Source organism: Streptomyces niveiscabiei (genome assembly GCF_033794345.1).
Lineage (GTDB): Bacteria > Actinomycetota > Actinomycetes > Streptomycetales > Streptomycetaceae > Streptomyces > Streptomyces niveiscabiei.
This window is the reverse complement of sequence record NZ_JARAYJ010000004.1, coordinates 231,462-247,222: the sequence shown is the minus strand read 5'-3', so window position 1 is coordinate 247,222 and position 15,761 is coordinate 231,462. Positions and strand designations below refer to the sequence as shown.

Here is a 15,761-nt window from a genome sequence, read left to right as displayed (position 1 = left end):
TGACACGCACGGGGCTCCCCCGCGTACCTTCACAGGCGGGCACTTCTCGAAGGCCCCGCCCGTTGGAGTCGGCAGAAACACTGTCGAACACGTACGCACCAGGAGGCACCCGGCGATGTCGGTCAACCGGCTCAACGACGAGCAGCGCGGCGAGGAGATCCTCGCCGTCTTCGACACCGCGTTCGGCGAGCTCCTGGCCGCCGACCCGGCCGCGTTCCGCGTGAAGTTCCGCAAGATGGCGGCTTCCGCGTTCGCGTTCTACCGGGGGACGGCCGCTCTCTTCTACCACGACCTGGACGGGGAGAAGCACGGCGGCCCCTACCTGGACGACCGCACCGCGCGCGTGTGGATCCACGGCGACCTGCACGCGGAGAACTTCGGCACGTACATGGACGCGACGGGCCGCCTGATCTTCAACGTCAACGACTTCGACGAGGCGTACGTCGGCCCCTTCACCTGGGACCTCAAGCGCTTCGCCGCCTCCATCGCCCTCATCGGGTACGCGAAGGCGCTGAGCGACGAGCAGATCGGCGAGCTGGTCGGCGTCTACGCGGGCGCGTACCGGGAGCGTGTGCACGCGCTCGCGACGGGCGCGAAGCGCGACGAGGTCCCGCCCTTCACGCTGGACACGGCCGAGGGCCCGCTCCTGGACGCGCTCAGGGACGCCCGCTCGCTGACCCGCTTCGGCCTCCTGGAGTCGATGACGGAGATCCGCGACTTCGAGCGCCGCTTCGCGCCGGGCGGCGGCTCCATCGAGCTGGACGCGGCGACGCGCTACAAGGTGCTGGCCGCGTTCGACGGCTACCTGGAGACCCTCCCGGACTCCTCGCTGGCCCGCCCCGACTCGTACCGCGTGAAGGACGTCGTCGGCCGCCGGGGCATCGGCATCGGCTCGGCCGGGCTGCCGTCGTACAACATCCTGCTGGAGGGGCACAGCGACGCCCTGGAGAACGACGTCGTGATCTACATCAAGCAGGCCCAGACCCCGGCCGTGTCCCGGCACATCACGGACCGCGCGATCCGGGACTACTTCCAGCACGAGGGCCACCGCACGGTCATCTCCCAGCGCGCCCTCCAGGCGCACGCGGACCCGTGGCTGGGCTGGACCGAGCTGGACGGCGCGGGCCAGCTGGTCGCCGAGGTGTCGCCGTACGCGGTGGACCTGGACTGGGGCGACATCGACGACCCGGAGGAGATCGCGGCGGTCGTCGCCGACCTCGGCCGGGCCACGGCGACGATGCACGCGGCGGCGGACGACACCTCGGGCGAGTCGCTGGTCCCGTTCTCCACGGAGCGCGCCATCGACGCGGCGCTCGCGGCCGACGAGGAGGGCTTCGCGCCGCTCCTGGTGGACTTCGCGCACGCGTACGGCGCCCGCGCGCGCCAGGACCACCAGATCTTCGTCGACCTGTTCCGCAACGGCCGGATACCGGGTCTGTGACGCGCAGGTCGCGCCGAGGTCACGCATAGCCGCCCCGGGGCCTCTCACAGGCAGCTTTTAGGGGTCTCTTACGGCGGACCATGTCACACTGCCGGTGTTATGAACATATCCGGGACCCGACTCAGAGCCGTTCGCGCGGCGCTGTTCACGGCACTCGTCGTGACGCTCAGCACCGCGTCGCACGTCCTGCTGTCCCGGGCCCCCCTGCCGCTGAACACGGTCGCGGTCATCGCCGTGGCCGTGTTCGCGCTCGCCTACCTCCTCGCGGGCCGCGAACGCGGCTACGCCCGGATCGCCGCGCTGCTGGTCCCGCTGGAGCTGGCGGCCGACACGGTCTTCACGACCGGCCAGAACGTCTGCTACGGCCCGGCCGGCGGCCCGGTCACCGGCCCGCTGCGCTCGGTCGGCTGGAACGTCCTGTGCGGCGACGGCACCGCGCTCGGCACCCCCCTCGCCCGCGTCACCCACTCCGGCCAGGTCCCGGCGCTCCTCGCGCACGCCGACCCGGCCACCGCGTGGGGGCTGCTCGCGGCGCACGTCAGCGTCGGCCTGGTCGCCGCCGCCTGGCTGCGCCGGGGCGAGCGGGCCCTCGCCCAGTTGCTGCGGGCCGCCGCCGTGACGACGTTCCGGCCGCTGCTGCTCGCGGTGGCCGCCGTCACCCACCGGCCGCGCCCCGAGACCGGCGCCCGTGGCCGCCTGCCGCGCGCGACGCGCCGTACGGCCGCCGTCCGCGACCTGCTCCTCGTCCACTCCCTGGGCCGCAGGGGCCCGCCGCTCGCCGCCTGAGCCCGAGCTTGACCAGGCACGCGACGCGACACCCCCGTACCCAGCATCTTTCCCAGGGAGAACACCGACATGAGCAAGCGCAACAGCCAGGCGGCGAAGACGGCGGCCCGTGAGCGGCTGCGCCAGGAGCGCGAGCGGCAGGCGAAGAAGGACAAGGCCAAGCGGCAGGTCGTCGTCGGCGCCTCGGCGCTGGCGGTGCTGGCGGCGGCCGGCGGGATCAGCTACGCGGTGATCCAGGCCAACAAGCCGGACCACTGGGAGGCCGTGAAGAGCGACACGGTCGTCGCCCCGGCCAACACCACCGGCGACAAGGGCACGACCGTCGTCATCGGCAAGGACACCGCGAAGAAGACCCTCACGATCTTCGAGGACCCGCGCTGCCCGATCTGCGCCCAGTTCGAGCAGACGGTCGGGACGACCGTGAAGAAGGACATCGACTCCGGCAAGTACAAGTTCCAGTACGTCGGCGCGACCTTCATCGACAACAAGGACAACGGCGAGGGCTCCAAGAACGCCCTCAGCGCGCTGGGCGCGGCACTGAACGTCAGCCCGGAGGCGTTCCTGGAGTACAAGGCCGCGATGTACTCGACGAAGTGGCACCCGGAGGAGACGAACGACAAGTTCAAGAACGACGGCTACCTCATCGAGATAGCCGACACGGTCCCCGCGCTCAAGGGCAACGCGAAGTTCCAGGACGCTGTGAAGAAGGGCACCTACGACGCCTGGGCGATGGCCATGTCCAAGACGTTCGACGACAACAAGGAAGGCGTCCAGGGCACGCCCGGCTTCGTCATGGACGGCAAGCAGCTCAACGACGGGAAGCCGATGATGACGGTGGACCAGTTCAACCAGGTGGTCGACGCCGCGCTCAAGGGCTGAACCCCTGCCGGGTGAACAACCGGTGGGCGGACTTCACGAGTTCGCCCACCGGCGTTCATACCGATCAGTAACCTGAGGGTTCGTGACCACACCGCAGAGACCCACAGCGCAGAGCCCCGCCCACACGTCCCTCACCCCTCGCCGCCGTACGGTCGTCAAGGCCGCGGCGGCGACCGCCGTCCTGGCGGGTCCGCTGGCCGCCGCCCTGCCCGCGCGCGCCGCCTCCGAAACCGCCCCGGCCTTCCTCCACGGCCTCGCCTCCGGCGACCCCCTCGCCGACGGCGTCCTGCTGTGGACCCGGGTGACGCCGGTGCCCGAGGCGCTCCCCGGCTCGGGGCTCGGCCCGGACACCGAGGTCGAGTGGGTGATCGCCCGCGACAAGGCCCTCACGGACATCGCCGCGCGCGGCACGGTCACCGCGAGCGCCGCCTTCGACCACACCGTCAAGGCGGACGTCCGCGGCCTCGCCCCGGCGACCGACTACTGGTTCCGCTTCTCGGCGGGAGGCACCCTCTCCCCCGTGGCCCGCACCCGTACGGCCCCGGCCGCCGACGCGTCCGTCGCGGGCCTGCGCTTCGGCGTGGTCTCCTGCGCGAACTGGGAGGCGGGTTACTTCGCGTCCTACCGCCACCTCGCGGCGCGCAACGACCTCGACGCCTGGCTGCACCTCGGCGACTACATCTACGAGTACGGCACCGGCCAGTACGGCACCCGCGGCAAGGTGATCCGCCCGCACGTCCCCGCCCACGAGATCACCACCCTCGCCGACTACCGCGCCCGGCACGGCACCTACAAGACCGACACCGACCTCCAGGCCCTGCACGCCAAGGCACCGGTCGTCGCGATCTGGGACGACCACGAGTTCGCCAACGACTCCTGGTCCGGCGGCGCCGAGAACCACACCGAGGGCGCCGAGGGCACCTGGAGCGCGCGTCAGGCGGCGGCCAAGCAGGCGTACTTCGAGTGGATGCCGGTGCGCCCCGCCCTCGCCGGGACGACCTACCGGCGGCTGCGGTTCGGGAAGCTCGCCGACCTCTCCCTGCTCGACCTGCGGTCCTTCCGCTCGCAGCAGGTCAAGACCGGCAGCGGCTCGGTGGACGACCCCGAGCGCACGATCACCGGGCGCGCCCAGCTGGACTGGCTGAAGGCCGGGCTGAAGTCCTCCGACACGACCTGGAAGCTCGTCGGGAACTCGGTGATGATCTCGCCGTTCGCGATCGGCTCCCTGGCCGCCGACCTCTTCAAGCCGCTGGCCAAGCTGCTCGGCCTGCCCGAGGAGGGCCTCGCCCTCAACACCGACCAGTGGGACGGCTACACGGACGACCGGCGCGAACTGCTGGCCCACCTGAGGTCGAACGCGATATCCAACACGGTCTTCCTCACCGGCGACATCCACATGGCGTGGGCGAACGACGTCCCCGTGGACGCCGGCACCTACCCGCTCTCCCCGTCGGCGGCCACCGAGTTCGTCGTCACGTCGGTCACCTCCGACAACCTCGACGACCTCACGAACGCCCCCGAGGGCGTCATCTCCGCCCTGGCCTCGCCGGTGATCCGCGCCGCCAACCGCCACGTCCAGTGGGTCGACACCGACCGCCACGGCTACGGCGTGCTCGACATCACGCAGGCCCGCGCGCAGATGGACTACTACACGCTCTCCGACAAGACGAAGCAGAACGCGACGTCGTCGTGGTCGCGGTCCTACCGCACGCTCGCCGGCTCCCAGAAGGTCGAGCGGACCTACGACCCGGTGTAGCTAGAGCGTGTCGAGGAAGCCGAGCGCCACCCGCCAGGTGATGCCGGCGGCCTCCTCGTCGTGGTCGGGCAGCCCGGGGTCGGTGTAGAGGTGGCCGGCCCCGGCGTACCGGTGGACCTCGACGTCGGCGCCGACCCGCCGCATCTGGAGGTACCAGGAGTTCAGCCAGTCGTCCGTCTCGAACTGGTCCGGCGAGGCGACGTGGAGCTGTACGGGGAGGTCGTCCACGGAGGCGTTGGGCGCGATGTCCGACGTGCCGTGCAGGAGGAGCAGGCCGCGCGCCTTCTCGTCGCCCAGCGCGAGGGTCTGCGCGATCGACGCGCCCAGCGAGAAGCCGGCGTAGACCAGTCCGCGCTCGGAGTAGGGGGCGGCGGCGAGGACGGCCCGCTTGAGGAGCTCCTCCTTGCCGACGGCCTCCTTGAACTCCATCCCCGCCTCGACCTCGTCGAACGTCCGCCCCTCGAAGAGATCGGGCGTCCAGACCACGTGCCCGGCCTCGCGCAGCCGCCGCGCGGCGTCCTGTACGGCGGGCCGGAGACCGTAGGCCGAGTGGAAAAGCATGATGTTCATGCCCACATGGTGCCAGCCGCGCCCTTCACACGAGCCTCACGGCCCCCATGTTCACGGGCATCCCTGAGCGGTTACGTTCGACGGTATGGAGAACCTGCTCCGACCCGTGATCGTCGTGGGCGGCTCGCTCGCCCTGACCCTGCTCATCGGCTGGGCCACCGACCGCCTCCTGCGCAAGGCCGACGCCCGCCACTCGGAGACCCCCCTGTGGGGCCTGCTGCGCCGGGGCCGCGTCCCCTACCAGCTCCTGCTGTGCGCCGCCCTGCTCAGAGGCTCCTACGACAGGGCCGAGCTGCTCCAGGACCACCGCGTCGGCATCGGCCGCACCCTCACGCTCGTCCTCATCGGCTCGGCGGCCTGGCTCGTCGTCCGCATCGCCGCCGCGATCGTCGAGACCACGTTCACCCGGTACGCCAGCTCCCGCGCCCACCGCGACCCCGCGCGCGTACGCCGGGTACGCACCCAGGTCTCCCTGATCATGCGGGTCGTCGCGGCGGTCGTCGGGGTCGTCGCGATCGCCGCGATGCTGCTCACGTTCCCCGCGATGCGCGCCGCCGGCGCCTCCCTCCTCGCCTCCGCCGGCATCATCGGCATCGTCGCGGGTGTCGCCGCCCAGTCGACACTCAGCAACATGTTCGCCGGGTTCCAGATCGCCTTCGGGGACATGGTCCGGCTCGGCGACACGGTCGTCGTCGACGGGGAGTGGGGCACGGTCGAGGACATCACGCTCACGTACCTGACCGTCCGCACCTGGGACGAACGCCGGATCACCATGCCGGTGTCGTACTTCACGTCCAAGCCGTTCGAGAACTGGTCCCGGGGTGGCGCCCAGCTGACCGGCACGGTCTTCTGGCAGCTGGACCACTCGGCCCCGCTGGACGCGATGCGGGTCCACCTCCGCGACATCCTGAGGGCGTGCGAGCACTGGGACGGACGCGCCTACGACCTCGCGGTGACCGACACCACGCCGAACACGATCGAGGTCCGCGCCCTCCTGACGGCGAAGGACGCGGACGACATCTGGAAGGTGCGGGTGATCGTCCGCGAACAGATGATCCGCTGGCTGTGCGACCACCACCCGTACGCCCTCCCCCGGGTCAACACGGCGGACGCCCAGCTCCCCTCGGCAACGCCGCGCCCGGACGGGGCGTCACCACGCCGGGCGTACGAGCCGCCGCACGGGGGGCGGGGGTAGCGGGAGACGGTGACAGGGGCGTACCGATGAGGCACGGTGTCACCGCAGGCTGCGTACGTCCAGCTGCCGCAGCACCCGGTCCACGATCTCCGGGTCCGCGCCGCTCTCGCTGCGCGCGGCCAGCACCTCGTGGCGGGCCGCGCTCATCATCTCGCCCTGGATGCGCCGGACCCGCTTCAGCCGGCGCACCCGCTGCTCGTGCCCCTCGCGCCGCTCGTCCTCGGCGATGTGCGGGGAGATCCGCACCCCGATCTCGAACGCCCGCCGCAGCAACTGCTCGGAGACCTCCTCGGGCAGCTCCTCCACCTCCTCGATCTCGCGCAGCCTGCGCTTGGCGGCCTTGGCGGCCCGGACCGCCAGTTCCCGCTCGTACTCCTTCTCCCGCTCGGTGTCGGCCCGCACCCCGAGCCGCCGCACGAGGAACGGAAGGGTCAGCCCCTGGAGCACGAGGGTCGTCATGATGACCCCGAAGGCGATGAACACGATCTCGTCGCGGGCGGGGAACGCGGACCCGTCGTCGATGTGCAGCGGAATGGCGAGCGCGAGGGCCACGGAGGCGACCCCCCGCATCCCGGACCACCACATGACGACGGTCTCCCGCCAGCTCACGGGAATCTCCTCGTCGACGTCCCGCCGGGCGTGCAACTTCCGGGCCAGCCACCCCGCCGGAAGCAGCCACAGGAGCCGTACGAGGATGACGACCCCGGCGACGACCGCGGCCCACCCGAGCATCTCCCCCCACCGCCCGGAAGCGGTGCGCAGGGCGTTGTGCAGTTCGAGCCCGATCAGCCCGAAGGCCACACCGGTGACCAGCGTGTCGACGATGTCCCAGAACGCGTGCCCGGCGAGCCGGTTGACGACGTCGTCGGGGTCGGCGGCGTACTCCGCGAGGAACAGCGCACAGGTGAGCACGGCCAGCACCCCGGACCCGTGCAGCTCCTCGGCCAGCACGTAGGCGGCGAACGGCACGAGCAGCGTCAGACTGATCTGGAGGGTCGCGTCCCCCAGCAGATCGAGGAGCTTGTTGGCCCCCCACCCGAGCGCGACCCCCACGACGACCGCGACGACGGCGGACAGCACGAACTGGAGAACCGCCTCACCGGCCCGGAACTCCCCGCTGACGACGGCCGCGATGGCGACGTGGTACAGCACGATCGCGGTGACGTCGTTGAACAGCCCCTCCCCCTCCAGGATGGAGACGAGCCGCCGGGGCAGCCCGAGCTGTCCGGCGACGGCGGTGGCGGCCACGGGATCGGGCGGGGCCACGAGCGCTCCGAGGGCGACGGCGGCGGCGACGGACAGCCCGGGCACGATCGCATGAGCGACGGCGGCGACGGAGAACGTCGTCACGAAGACGAGCGCGACGGCGAGCAGGAAGATGGGCCGCCGGTTGGCGGCGAACTGCCGCCAGGAGGTCCGCCGCACGGCCGCGTACAGCAGCGGCGGCAGCAGCACGGGCAGGATCAGCCCGGGCGGGATGTCGACGTTGGGCACGAAGTCCGCGACGGCGAGCAGAATCCCGAGCAGCGTCATCAGCACCGGGGACGGCAACCCGAGCCGGTCCCCCACGGGCACACTGATCACGGCCCCGAGCAGCAGGACGAACAAGAGGGCCAGCTGATCCACGGCGACGGCTCCGGCGTTCTCTCGACACAACCGATCAAGAACAAGCCTCGCACGCCGGGCTCAGCCGTACGTCTCCTCCCGGACCAGGTCCAGCGCGAGCTGGAGGTCCGCGGGATAGTCGCTGGAGAACTCGACCCACTCCCCGTCCCCGGGGTGCTCGAAGCCGAGGCGGACCGCGTGCAGCCACTGCCGGGTCAGGCGCAGCCGCTTGGAGAGGGTGGGGTCGGCGCCGTACGTGAGGTCGCCGACGCAGGGGTGCCGGTGCGCGGACATGTGCACGCGGATCTGGTGGGTGCGGCCGGTCTCCAGCTTGATGTCGAGCAGGGAGGCCGAGCGGAACGCCTCGATGAGGTCGTAGTGGGTGACGGACGCCTTGCCGTCGGCGGTGACGGCCCACTTGTAGTCGTGCTGCGGGTGGCGTCCGATGGGCGCGTCGATGGTGCCGCTGGTCGGGTCGGGGTGGCCCTGGACGAGGGTGTGGTAGCGCTTGTCGACGACGCGTTCCTTGAACTGCCGCTTCAGCGAGGTGTACGCCCGCTCCGACTTGGCGACGACCATGAGGCCGGACGTCCCGACGTCGAGCCGGTGCACGATGCCCTGGCGCTCGGCGGCGCCGGACGTGGAGATGCGGTACCCGGCGGCGGCGAGCCCGCCGATGACGGTGGTGCCGGTCCAGCCCGGGGAGGGGTGCGCGGCGACGCCGACCGGCTTCACGATGACGACGACGTCATCGTCGTCGTACACGATCTCCATGCCCTCGACCGGCTCGGCGACGATCTGTACGGGGGCGGGGGCCTGCGGCATCTCGACCTCCAGCCAGGCGCCGCCGTGCACGCGCTCCGACTTGCCGACCACCGAGCCGTCCACCGAGACCTTCCCCGCCGCGGCCAGCTCGGCGGCCTTCGTGCGGGAGAAGCCGAACATGCGGGAGATGGCGGCGTCGACGCGCTCGCCCTCCAGGCCGTCGGGCACGGGCAGGGTTCGGATCTCGGGAATCGTGCTCACCCGTCGAGTATGTCAGTCCTTGTGGACGGTCCCGTCCGGGTCCAGTCCCTTGAACGACAGGAGGACGATCAGAATGCCCCCGCAGACGATCGCGGAGTCGGCGAGATTGAACACGGCGAAGTGCTTCGGGGCGATGAAGTCGACGACGGCCCCCTCGAACACCCCGGGCGCCCGGAAGATCCGGTCGGTGAGGTTCCCGAGCGCACCCCCGAGCAGCAGCCCCAGCGCGACGGCCCACGGCAGGCTGTACAGCTTGCGGGCCAGCCGCACGATCACGACGATCACGGTGGCGGCGATCACCGTGAAGATCACGGTGAACGCTTCCCCGAAACTGAACGCGGCCCCGGAGTTGCGGATCGCGTCCAGCTTGAGCCAGTCCCCGATCAGCTCGACAGGAGCGTGGTGCTCCAGCTTGGCCACCACAATGATCTTGCTGACGAGATCAAGCGCATAAGCGACAGCGGCCACCGCGAACAACACGAGAACCCGCCGCTTCCCCCGAGGCTGTTCGTCCTCCGGAGTCTCCGACGTACCGATAACGCGCTCCACCTCTGCCACGTGTGTCCCTCGACCTAGGTACCAGTGAGGACGAGGGTACGACACCCCTGAAAAGATGGGCGCGCAGCGCCATCTTTAGGGGCGCGGGGAACTGCGCGACCAGCCACAAAGCAGCCGCACTCGCCACCGAACCCCCGCCACCCCCTTCAGTAGCGCCGTTCCTGCTTCTGCTTGCACTCCACGCACAACGTCGCCCGAGGAAACGCCTGCATCCGGGCCTTTCCGATCGCCTGCCCGCAGCTCTCGCACAGCCCGTACGTCCCCGCGTCGAGCCGCTCCAGCGCCCGCTCGCTCTGCTCCAGCATCTCCCGCGCGTTCGCGGTGAGCGCCATCTCGTGCTCGCGCGTGATGTTCTTCGTCCCGGTGTCGGCCTGGTCGTCACCGGCCCCGTCCCCGGAGTCCCGCATGAGGCCCACCAGCGCGTTCTCGGACGCGTCGATCTCCCCCCGCAGCCGCAGCACCTCGGACAGCAGCTCGGCCCGCGCCTCCGCCACCTCCGCCGGAGTCCATGGCTCCTCCCCCTTCCGTACAGCCAGCACAGCCGTACCCGCACTCTTCTTGTTCTTCGCCACCATGGCCGCGGCCCCTTCACATACCGTGATCTTGCACGCGAATCGTGCTGGGACGATAAATCGACTTCACCCGGTCGGCAACAGGTCGAACCACCCGTCGCGCACCCCGGGAATTCCGTTCGGCCGCCCCGCCCGGAGCCCCGTACACTGAGCGGAGCGAGAAAGCGTGGATGGGGACGAGTAGCGGCGTACGCGGCCGAGAGCGACCCGGGGACGGTGGGAGCCCGGGGGCGAGCGCGTCGTGAAGATCACCCCGGAGCCGCCGGAAGAAAGCCGTCAGGCGAGTAGACCCGGTTTCGCGAACCCAATGAGGGGGCTCCCCGGAGGACGGGCGGGCCAAGGAGGGTGGTACCGCGGGAGCGAAACGGCTCTCGTCCCTCCGACGGAAGGCAGCAAGTCCGTTGGAGGAAGCTCGCAGATGACAGAGCCGACGTACCGCCAGGTCCCCGCCCAGGTCGACCTGCCCGCCCTTGAGCACGCAGTGCTCGACTTCTGGCGCGAGCGGAAGATCTTCGCCAAGACGCTGGAGCAGTCCGAGGGCCGCCCGGAGTGGGTGTTCTACGAGGGCCCGCCCACCGCGAACGGCATGCCCGGCGCCCACCACATCGAGGCCCGCGTCTTCAAGGACGTCTTCCCCCGGTTCCGCACGATGCGCGGCTACCACGTCGCCCGCAAGGCCGGCTGGGACTGCCACGGCCTGCCGGTGGAGCTGGCGGTCGAGAAGGAGCTGGGCTTCTCCGGCAAGCAGGACATCGAGCGTTACGGCATCGCGGAGTTCAACGCGAAGTGCCGCGAGTCGGTGCTGCGCCACACGGACGCCTTCTCCGAGCTGACGACCCGCATGGGCTACTGGGTCGACCTCGACGACGCGTACGTGACGATGGACCCGGAGTACATCGAGTCGGTCTGGTGGTCGCTGAAGGAGATCTTCGCCAAGGGTCTCCTGGTCCAGGACCACCGCGTCGCCCCCTGGTGCCCCCGCTGCGGCACCGGCCTCTCGGACCACGAGCTGGCCCAGGGCTACGAGACGGTCGTCGACCCGTCCGTGTACGTCCGTTTCCCCCTCACCTCCGGTCCGCTGGCCGGCGAGGCCGCCCTCCTGGTGTGGACGACGACCCCCTGGACGCTGGTCTCCAACACGGCCGTGGCCGCGCACCCCGAGGTGACGTACGTCGTCGCGACGAACGGCGAGGAGAAGGTCGTCGTCGCCGAGCCGCTCGTCGCCAAGGCGCTCGGCGAGGGCTGGGAGACCACGGGCCAGACCTTCACCGGCGCCGAAATGGAGCGCTGGAACTACCAACGTCCGTTCGAGCTCGTGGAGTTCCCAGAAGAAGCGCATTTCGTCGTCAACGCCGAGTACGTCACCACCGAGGACGGCACCGGCCTCGTCCACCAGTCCCCGGCGTTCGGCGAGGACGACCTCAAGGTCTGCCGCGCGTACGGCCTCCTGGTCGTGAACCCGGTCCGCCCGGACGGCACGTTCGACGCGGACGTACCGATGGTCGGCGGAGTCTTCTTCAAGAAGGCGGACGAAAAGCTCACCGAGGACCTTCAGCAGCGCGGCCTCCTCTTCAAGCACATCCCGTACGAGCACAGCTACCCGCATTGCTGGCGCTGTCACACCGCGCTCCTCTACTACGCGCAGCCCTCCTGGTACATCCGCACGACCGCGGTCAAGGACCGGCTCCTCCAGGAGAACGAGAAGACGAACTGGTTCCCGGACACGGTCAAGCACGGCCGTTACGGCGACTGGCTCACCAACAACATCGACTGGGCGCTGTCCCGCAACCGCTACTGGGGCACCCCGCTGCCGATCTGGCGCTGCGAGGACGACCACCTCACGGTCGTCGGCTCCCGCGCGGAGCTGACCGAGCTGACGGGCACCGACCAGTCGTCCCTGGACCCGCACCGCCCGTACATCGACGCGGTCACCTTCGCGTGCCCCCAGTGCCGGAAGACGGCGACGCGCGTCCCCGAGGTCATCGACGCCTGGTACGACTCGGGTTCCATGCCGTTCGCGCAGTGGGGCTACCCGTACAAGAACAAGGACCTCTTCGAGTCCCGCTACCCGGCGCAGTTCATCTCCGAGGCGATCGACCAGACCCGCGGCTGGTTCTACACGCTGATGGCGATCGGCACGCTCGTCTTCGACAAGTCGTCATACGAGAACGTCGTCTGCCTGGGCCACATCCTGGCCGAGGACGGCCGCAAGATGTCCAAGCACCTGGGCAACATCCTCCAGCCGATCCCGCTGATGGACCAGCACGGCGCCGACGCGGTCCGCTGGTTCATGGCGGCCGGCGGCTCCCCGTGGGCGGCGCGCCGGGTGGGCCACGGCACGATCCAGGAGGTCGTCCGCAAGACCCTCCTGACGTACTGGAACACGGTCGCCTTCCAGGCCCTGTACGCCCGCACGTCGAACTGGTCCCCGTCCGAGGCCGACCCGTCCCCGGCGGACCGCCCGGTCCTGGACCGCTGGCTCCTGTCCGAACTCCACACCCTCACCGCGCAGATGACGCAGGCTCTGGACGCGTACGACACCCAGCGCGCCGGAAAGCTCCTGTCCGCGTTCGTCGACGACCTGTCGAACTGGTACGTACGCCGCTCCCGGCGCCGTTTCTGGCAGGGCGACAAGGCGGCGCTGCGCACGCTGCACGAGGTCGTCGAGACGGTCACGAAGCTGATGGCGCCGCTGACCCCGTTCATCACCGAGCGGGTCTGGCAGGACCTGGTCGTCCCGGTCACCCCGGGCGCCCCGGAGTCCGTGCACCTGTCGGCGTGGCCGGAGGCGGACGAGAAGGCGATCGACGCCGAGCTGTCCCGGCAGATGGTCCTGGTCCGGCGCCTGGTCGAACTGGGCCGCGCGACCCGCGCCGAGTCCGGGGTGAAGACGCGTCAGCCGCTGTCGCGCGCGCTGGTCGCGGCGTCCGGCTTCGACGCCCTCGACCGCGAACTGCACGCGCAGATCACGGAGGAGCTGAACGTCGAGTCGCTGGCGTCGCTGAGCGAGGTCGGCGGCTCGCTGGTCGACACGACGGCGAAGGCCAACTTCCGGGCGCTCGGCAAGCGGTTCGGCAAGCGGGTCCAGGACGTCGCCAAGGCGGTCGCGAACGCGGACGCGGCGGCCCTGTCGCTGGCCCTGCGCGAGGGCACGGCGTCGGTCGAGGTCGACGGCGAGACGATCACCCTCTCCCCGGACGAGGTCATCGTCACCGAGACGCCCCGCGAGGGCTGGTCGGTGGCCTCCGACGCGGGCGCGACCGTCGCCCTGGACCTGGAGATCACCGAGGAGCTGCGCCGCGCGGGCCTGGCCCGTGACGCGATCCGCCTGATCCAGGAGGCCCGCAAGAACAGCGGCCTCGACGTCGCCGACCGCATCGCCCTGCGCTGGGAGTCCGCCGACCCGGCGGTCACCGAGGCCCTCACCGGCCACAGCACCCTCATCGCCGACGAGGTCCTCGCGACGGACTTCGCGACCGGCCCTGCCGACGACACGTACGGCGAGCCGTTCACGGACGAGGGGCTCGCCCTGACGTTCCGCCTGCGCAAGGCGTAACCGCCGTACGACCGAGGCCCGGCTCCCCCGCTACGACAGGGGGGAGCCGGGCCTTTGTCGTCAACTCCGCCGCAACTCGCGTAAAAAGGGCGCGGCCCCGGACGAATCCGGGGCCGCGCCCTGAACGCTGCCTGTGTCTACGGCGTACTACGTGCCGTAGGGGCCTCTAGGAGGCCGTCAGTTGTCGTCCTCGTCGATGAGGAAGCCGCGCATCGGCGAGGGAGCCTGGCCCATCGGGGAGGGACCCTGCGGACGGACGGGAGCCATCGGCTGGGTCATCGCCGGGGACATCTGCTGCTGGCCGCCGTAGGACGGGGCGGCGGGGCTGGGCGCGCCCATGCCCGAACCACCCATGCCGGGACCGCCCATGCCCGAGCCCATGCCGGGCGCACCAGCGCCGTAGGACGGGGCGCCCGCGCCGGCCGGGGCCATGGAGGGCGACGGGGACGGCGGCAGGGAGGCCGTCGCGGGGGTGCGCGGCGGGGCGAGGGAGTCGTCGGCCTGGGTCTCCAGCTGGCGCAGCTGCGACTCCAGGTAGGACTTCAGGCGGGTGCGGTACTCGCGCTCGAAGCCGCGCAGGTCCTCGACCTTGCGCTCCAGCGTGGCGCGGGCGGACTCCAGGGAGCCCATGGCGACGCGGTGCTTCTCCTGCGCGTCCCGCTCCAGGGCGTCGGCCTTGGCGCGGGCGTCGCGCTCCAGGCCCTCGGCGCGCGAACGGGCCTCGCCGACGATCTTGTTGGCTTCGGAGCGGGCCTCGGCGATCGCCTGGTCGGCGGTCTGCTGGGCCAGCGAGAGGACGCGGGCGGCGCTGTCGCCGCCGGGGCCCTGACCGGGGCCGCCCATCGGACCGCCCATGGGGCCACCCATCGGGCCGCCCATCTGCTGCTGCATGGGCGGCTGACCGCCCATCGGGCCCTGGCCCATGGGGCCGCCCATCGGACCCTGGCCCATCGGACCGGGACCCTGGGGACCCTGGCCGCTGGGACCGGCCGGAAGCTGCGGGGCACCGCTCGGCAGCTGGGGCGGGCCGCCCATGGGGCCGCCCATCTGCTGCTGCGGCGGGCCCGATATCCCTGCGGGCACCGGGGCGCCCGGTCCTCGCATGCCCTGCTGCGGCATCCCCTGCGGGGGCATGCCCTGCTGGGGCATCCCGGGCTGCTGCATGCCCTGCTGCTGGGGCATCCCCTGCTGCGGCATGCCCTGCTGGGGCGGCATTCCCTGCTGCTGGGGCATGCCCTGCTGCTGGTCCTGCGGCTCCGGGGCCTTGCGCTGCTGGTTCTGCGCGGCGGCGCGGGTGGCCGCGGCCAGTTTGGCGCGCAGGTCCTCGTTCTCGCGCAGGAGGCGGGTCAGTTCGGCTTCGACCTCGTCGAGGAAGGCATCGACCTCGTCCTCGTCATAGCCTTCTCGGAGGCGGACGGTCGTGAACTGCTTGTTCCGCACGTCCTCGGGGGTCAACGGCATCTCTTCACCTCAACGTTGTCTTCGGCATCGGCAAGACGGTAGGTCACATCGTTCACAGCCGGATCACGATCGAGATCAGGACATAGACGATGATCATCAGTACGAAGAAGGACAGGTCGAGCGCCACGCCCCCGAGACGCAACGGCGGGATGAACCGCCGAAGAAGCTTGAGCGGTGGATCGGTGACAGTGTAGGTGGCCTCCAGAACGACCACCATCGCCTTGCCGGGTTGCCACGAGCGGGCGAACTGGAAGACGTAGTCCATGACCAGCCGGAAGATGAGCACGATGAGGAAGACCATCAGCGCGATGTAGATGATGTTCAGGACCACGCCCATGTTCGGTGCTTCCCTCTCC

At 70.7% G+C, this 15,761-nt stretch carries 13 protein-coding genes; 6 read left to right on the top strand and 7 right to left on the bottom strand.

Going from position 1 to position 15,761, the window contains the following annotated elements:
• The first annotated feature begins 115 nt into the window (after window positions 1-115).
• From PV682_RS07415 to PV682_RS07400, 4 genes are all read left to right on the top strand, one after another.
• Window positions 116-1,441, top strand: coding sequence for a DUF2252 domain-containing protein (locus PV682_RS07415; RefSeq protein ID WP_319725286.1), 1,326 nt, complete (start codon window positions 116-118; stop codon window positions 1,439-1,441).
• A 99-nt stretch (window positions 1,442-1,540) separates the two neighbouring features.
• Window positions 1,541-2,227, top strand: a complete 687-nt coding sequence (locus PV682_RS07410; protein ID WP_319725283.1) for a hypothetical protein — start codon at window positions 1,541-1,543, stop codon at window positions 2,225-2,227.
• Between the two features lie 69 nt (window positions 2,228-2,296).
• Window positions 2,297-3,106, top strand: a complete 810-nt coding sequence (locus PV682_RS07405; protein WP_319725281.1) for a thioredoxin domain-containing protein — start codon at window positions 2,297-2,299, stop codon at window positions 3,104-3,106.
• 82 nt (window positions 3,107-3,188) lie between these two features.
• A complete protein-coding gene (locus PV682_RS07400; RefSeq protein ID WP_319725279.1) occupies window positions 3,189-4,862 on the top strand; it encodes an alkaline phosphatase D family protein in 1,674 nt (557 codons plus the stop codon).
• Here the strand turns inward: PV682_RS07400 and PV682_RS07395 are convergent, their stop codons facing one another.
• Window positions 4,863-5,432 carry a dienelactone hydrolase family protein gene (locus PV682_RS07395; protein WP_319725277.1) on the bottom strand — a complete coding sequence of 190 codons (570 nt, stop codon included), beginning with the start codon at window positions 5,430-5,432 and terminating at the stop codon, window positions 4,863-4,865.
• An 85-nt stretch (window positions 5,433-5,517) separates the two neighbouring features.
• On the opposite strand from PV682_RS07395, the gene PV682_RS07390 reads away from it, so the two are divergent.
• Window positions 5,518-6,627 carry a mechanosensitive ion channel family protein gene (locus tag PV682_RS07390; RefSeq protein ID WP_319725275.1) on the top strand — a complete coding sequence of 370 codons (1,110 nt, stop codon included), beginning with the start codon at window positions 5,518-5,520 and terminating at the stop codon, window positions 6,625-6,627.
• A gap of 39 nt (window positions 6,628-6,666) precedes the next feature.
• Here PV682_RS07390 and PV682_RS07385 read toward each other — a convergent pair whose 3' ends face one another.
• The 4 genes from PV682_RS07385 to PV682_RS07370 form a co-directional block, all read right to left on the bottom strand.
• Window positions 6,667-8,253, bottom strand: coding sequence for a Na+/H+ antiporter (locus tag PV682_RS07385; protein WP_319725273.1), 1,587 nt, complete (start codon window positions 8,251-8,253; stop codon window positions 6,667-6,669).
• Window positions 8,254-8,313: 60 nt separating this feature from the next.
• Window positions 8,314-9,258 (bottom strand): RluA family pseudouridine synthase, encoded by a 945-nt coding sequence (locus PV682_RS07380; protein ID WP_055718449.1) that lies wholly within the window; start codon window positions 9,256-9,258, stop codon window positions 8,314-8,316.
• Between the two features lie 12 nt (window positions 9,259-9,270).
• A complete protein-coding gene (gene lspA / locus PV682_RS07375; RefSeq protein WP_319725269.1) occupies window positions 9,271-9,816 on the bottom strand; it encodes a signal peptidase II in 546 nt (181 codons plus the stop codon).
• 146 nt (window positions 9,817-9,962) lie between these two features.
• Window positions 9,963-10,391 carry a TraR/DksA family transcriptional regulator gene (locus tag PV682_RS07370; RefSeq protein ID WP_319725266.1) on the bottom strand — a complete coding sequence of 143 codons (429 nt, stop codon included), beginning with the start codon at window positions 10,389-10,391 and terminating at the stop codon, window positions 9,963-9,965.
• A gap of 415 nt (window positions 10,392-10,806) precedes the next feature.
• Between PV682_RS07370 and ileS the strand changes: the two genes are divergently transcribed.
• On the top strand, window positions 10,807-13,944 hold the full coding sequence (gene ileS / locus PV682_RS07365) for an isoleucine--tRNA ligase (RefSeq protein WP_319725263.1): 3,138 nt from the start codon (window positions 10,807-10,809) through the stop codon (window positions 13,942-13,944).
• A 177-nt stretch (window positions 13,945-14,121) separates the two neighbouring features.
• Here ileS and PV682_RS07360 read toward each other — a convergent pair whose 3' ends face one another.
• Entirely contained in the window at window positions 14,122-15,405 is a 1,284-nt protein-coding gene (locus PV682_RS07360; RefSeq protein ID WP_319725260.1) for a DivIVA domain-containing protein, read from the bottom strand.
• Window positions 15,406-15,457: 52 nt separating this feature from the next.
• The gene (locus tag PV682_RS07355) at window positions 15,458-15,742 is read right to left on the bottom strand and encodes a YggT family protein (RefSeq protein ID WP_010350399.1); all 285 of its coding nucleotides are present in this window, start codon (window positions 15,740-15,742) and stop codon (window positions 15,458-15,460) included.
• Window positions 15,743-15,761 lie beyond the last annotated feature (19 nt).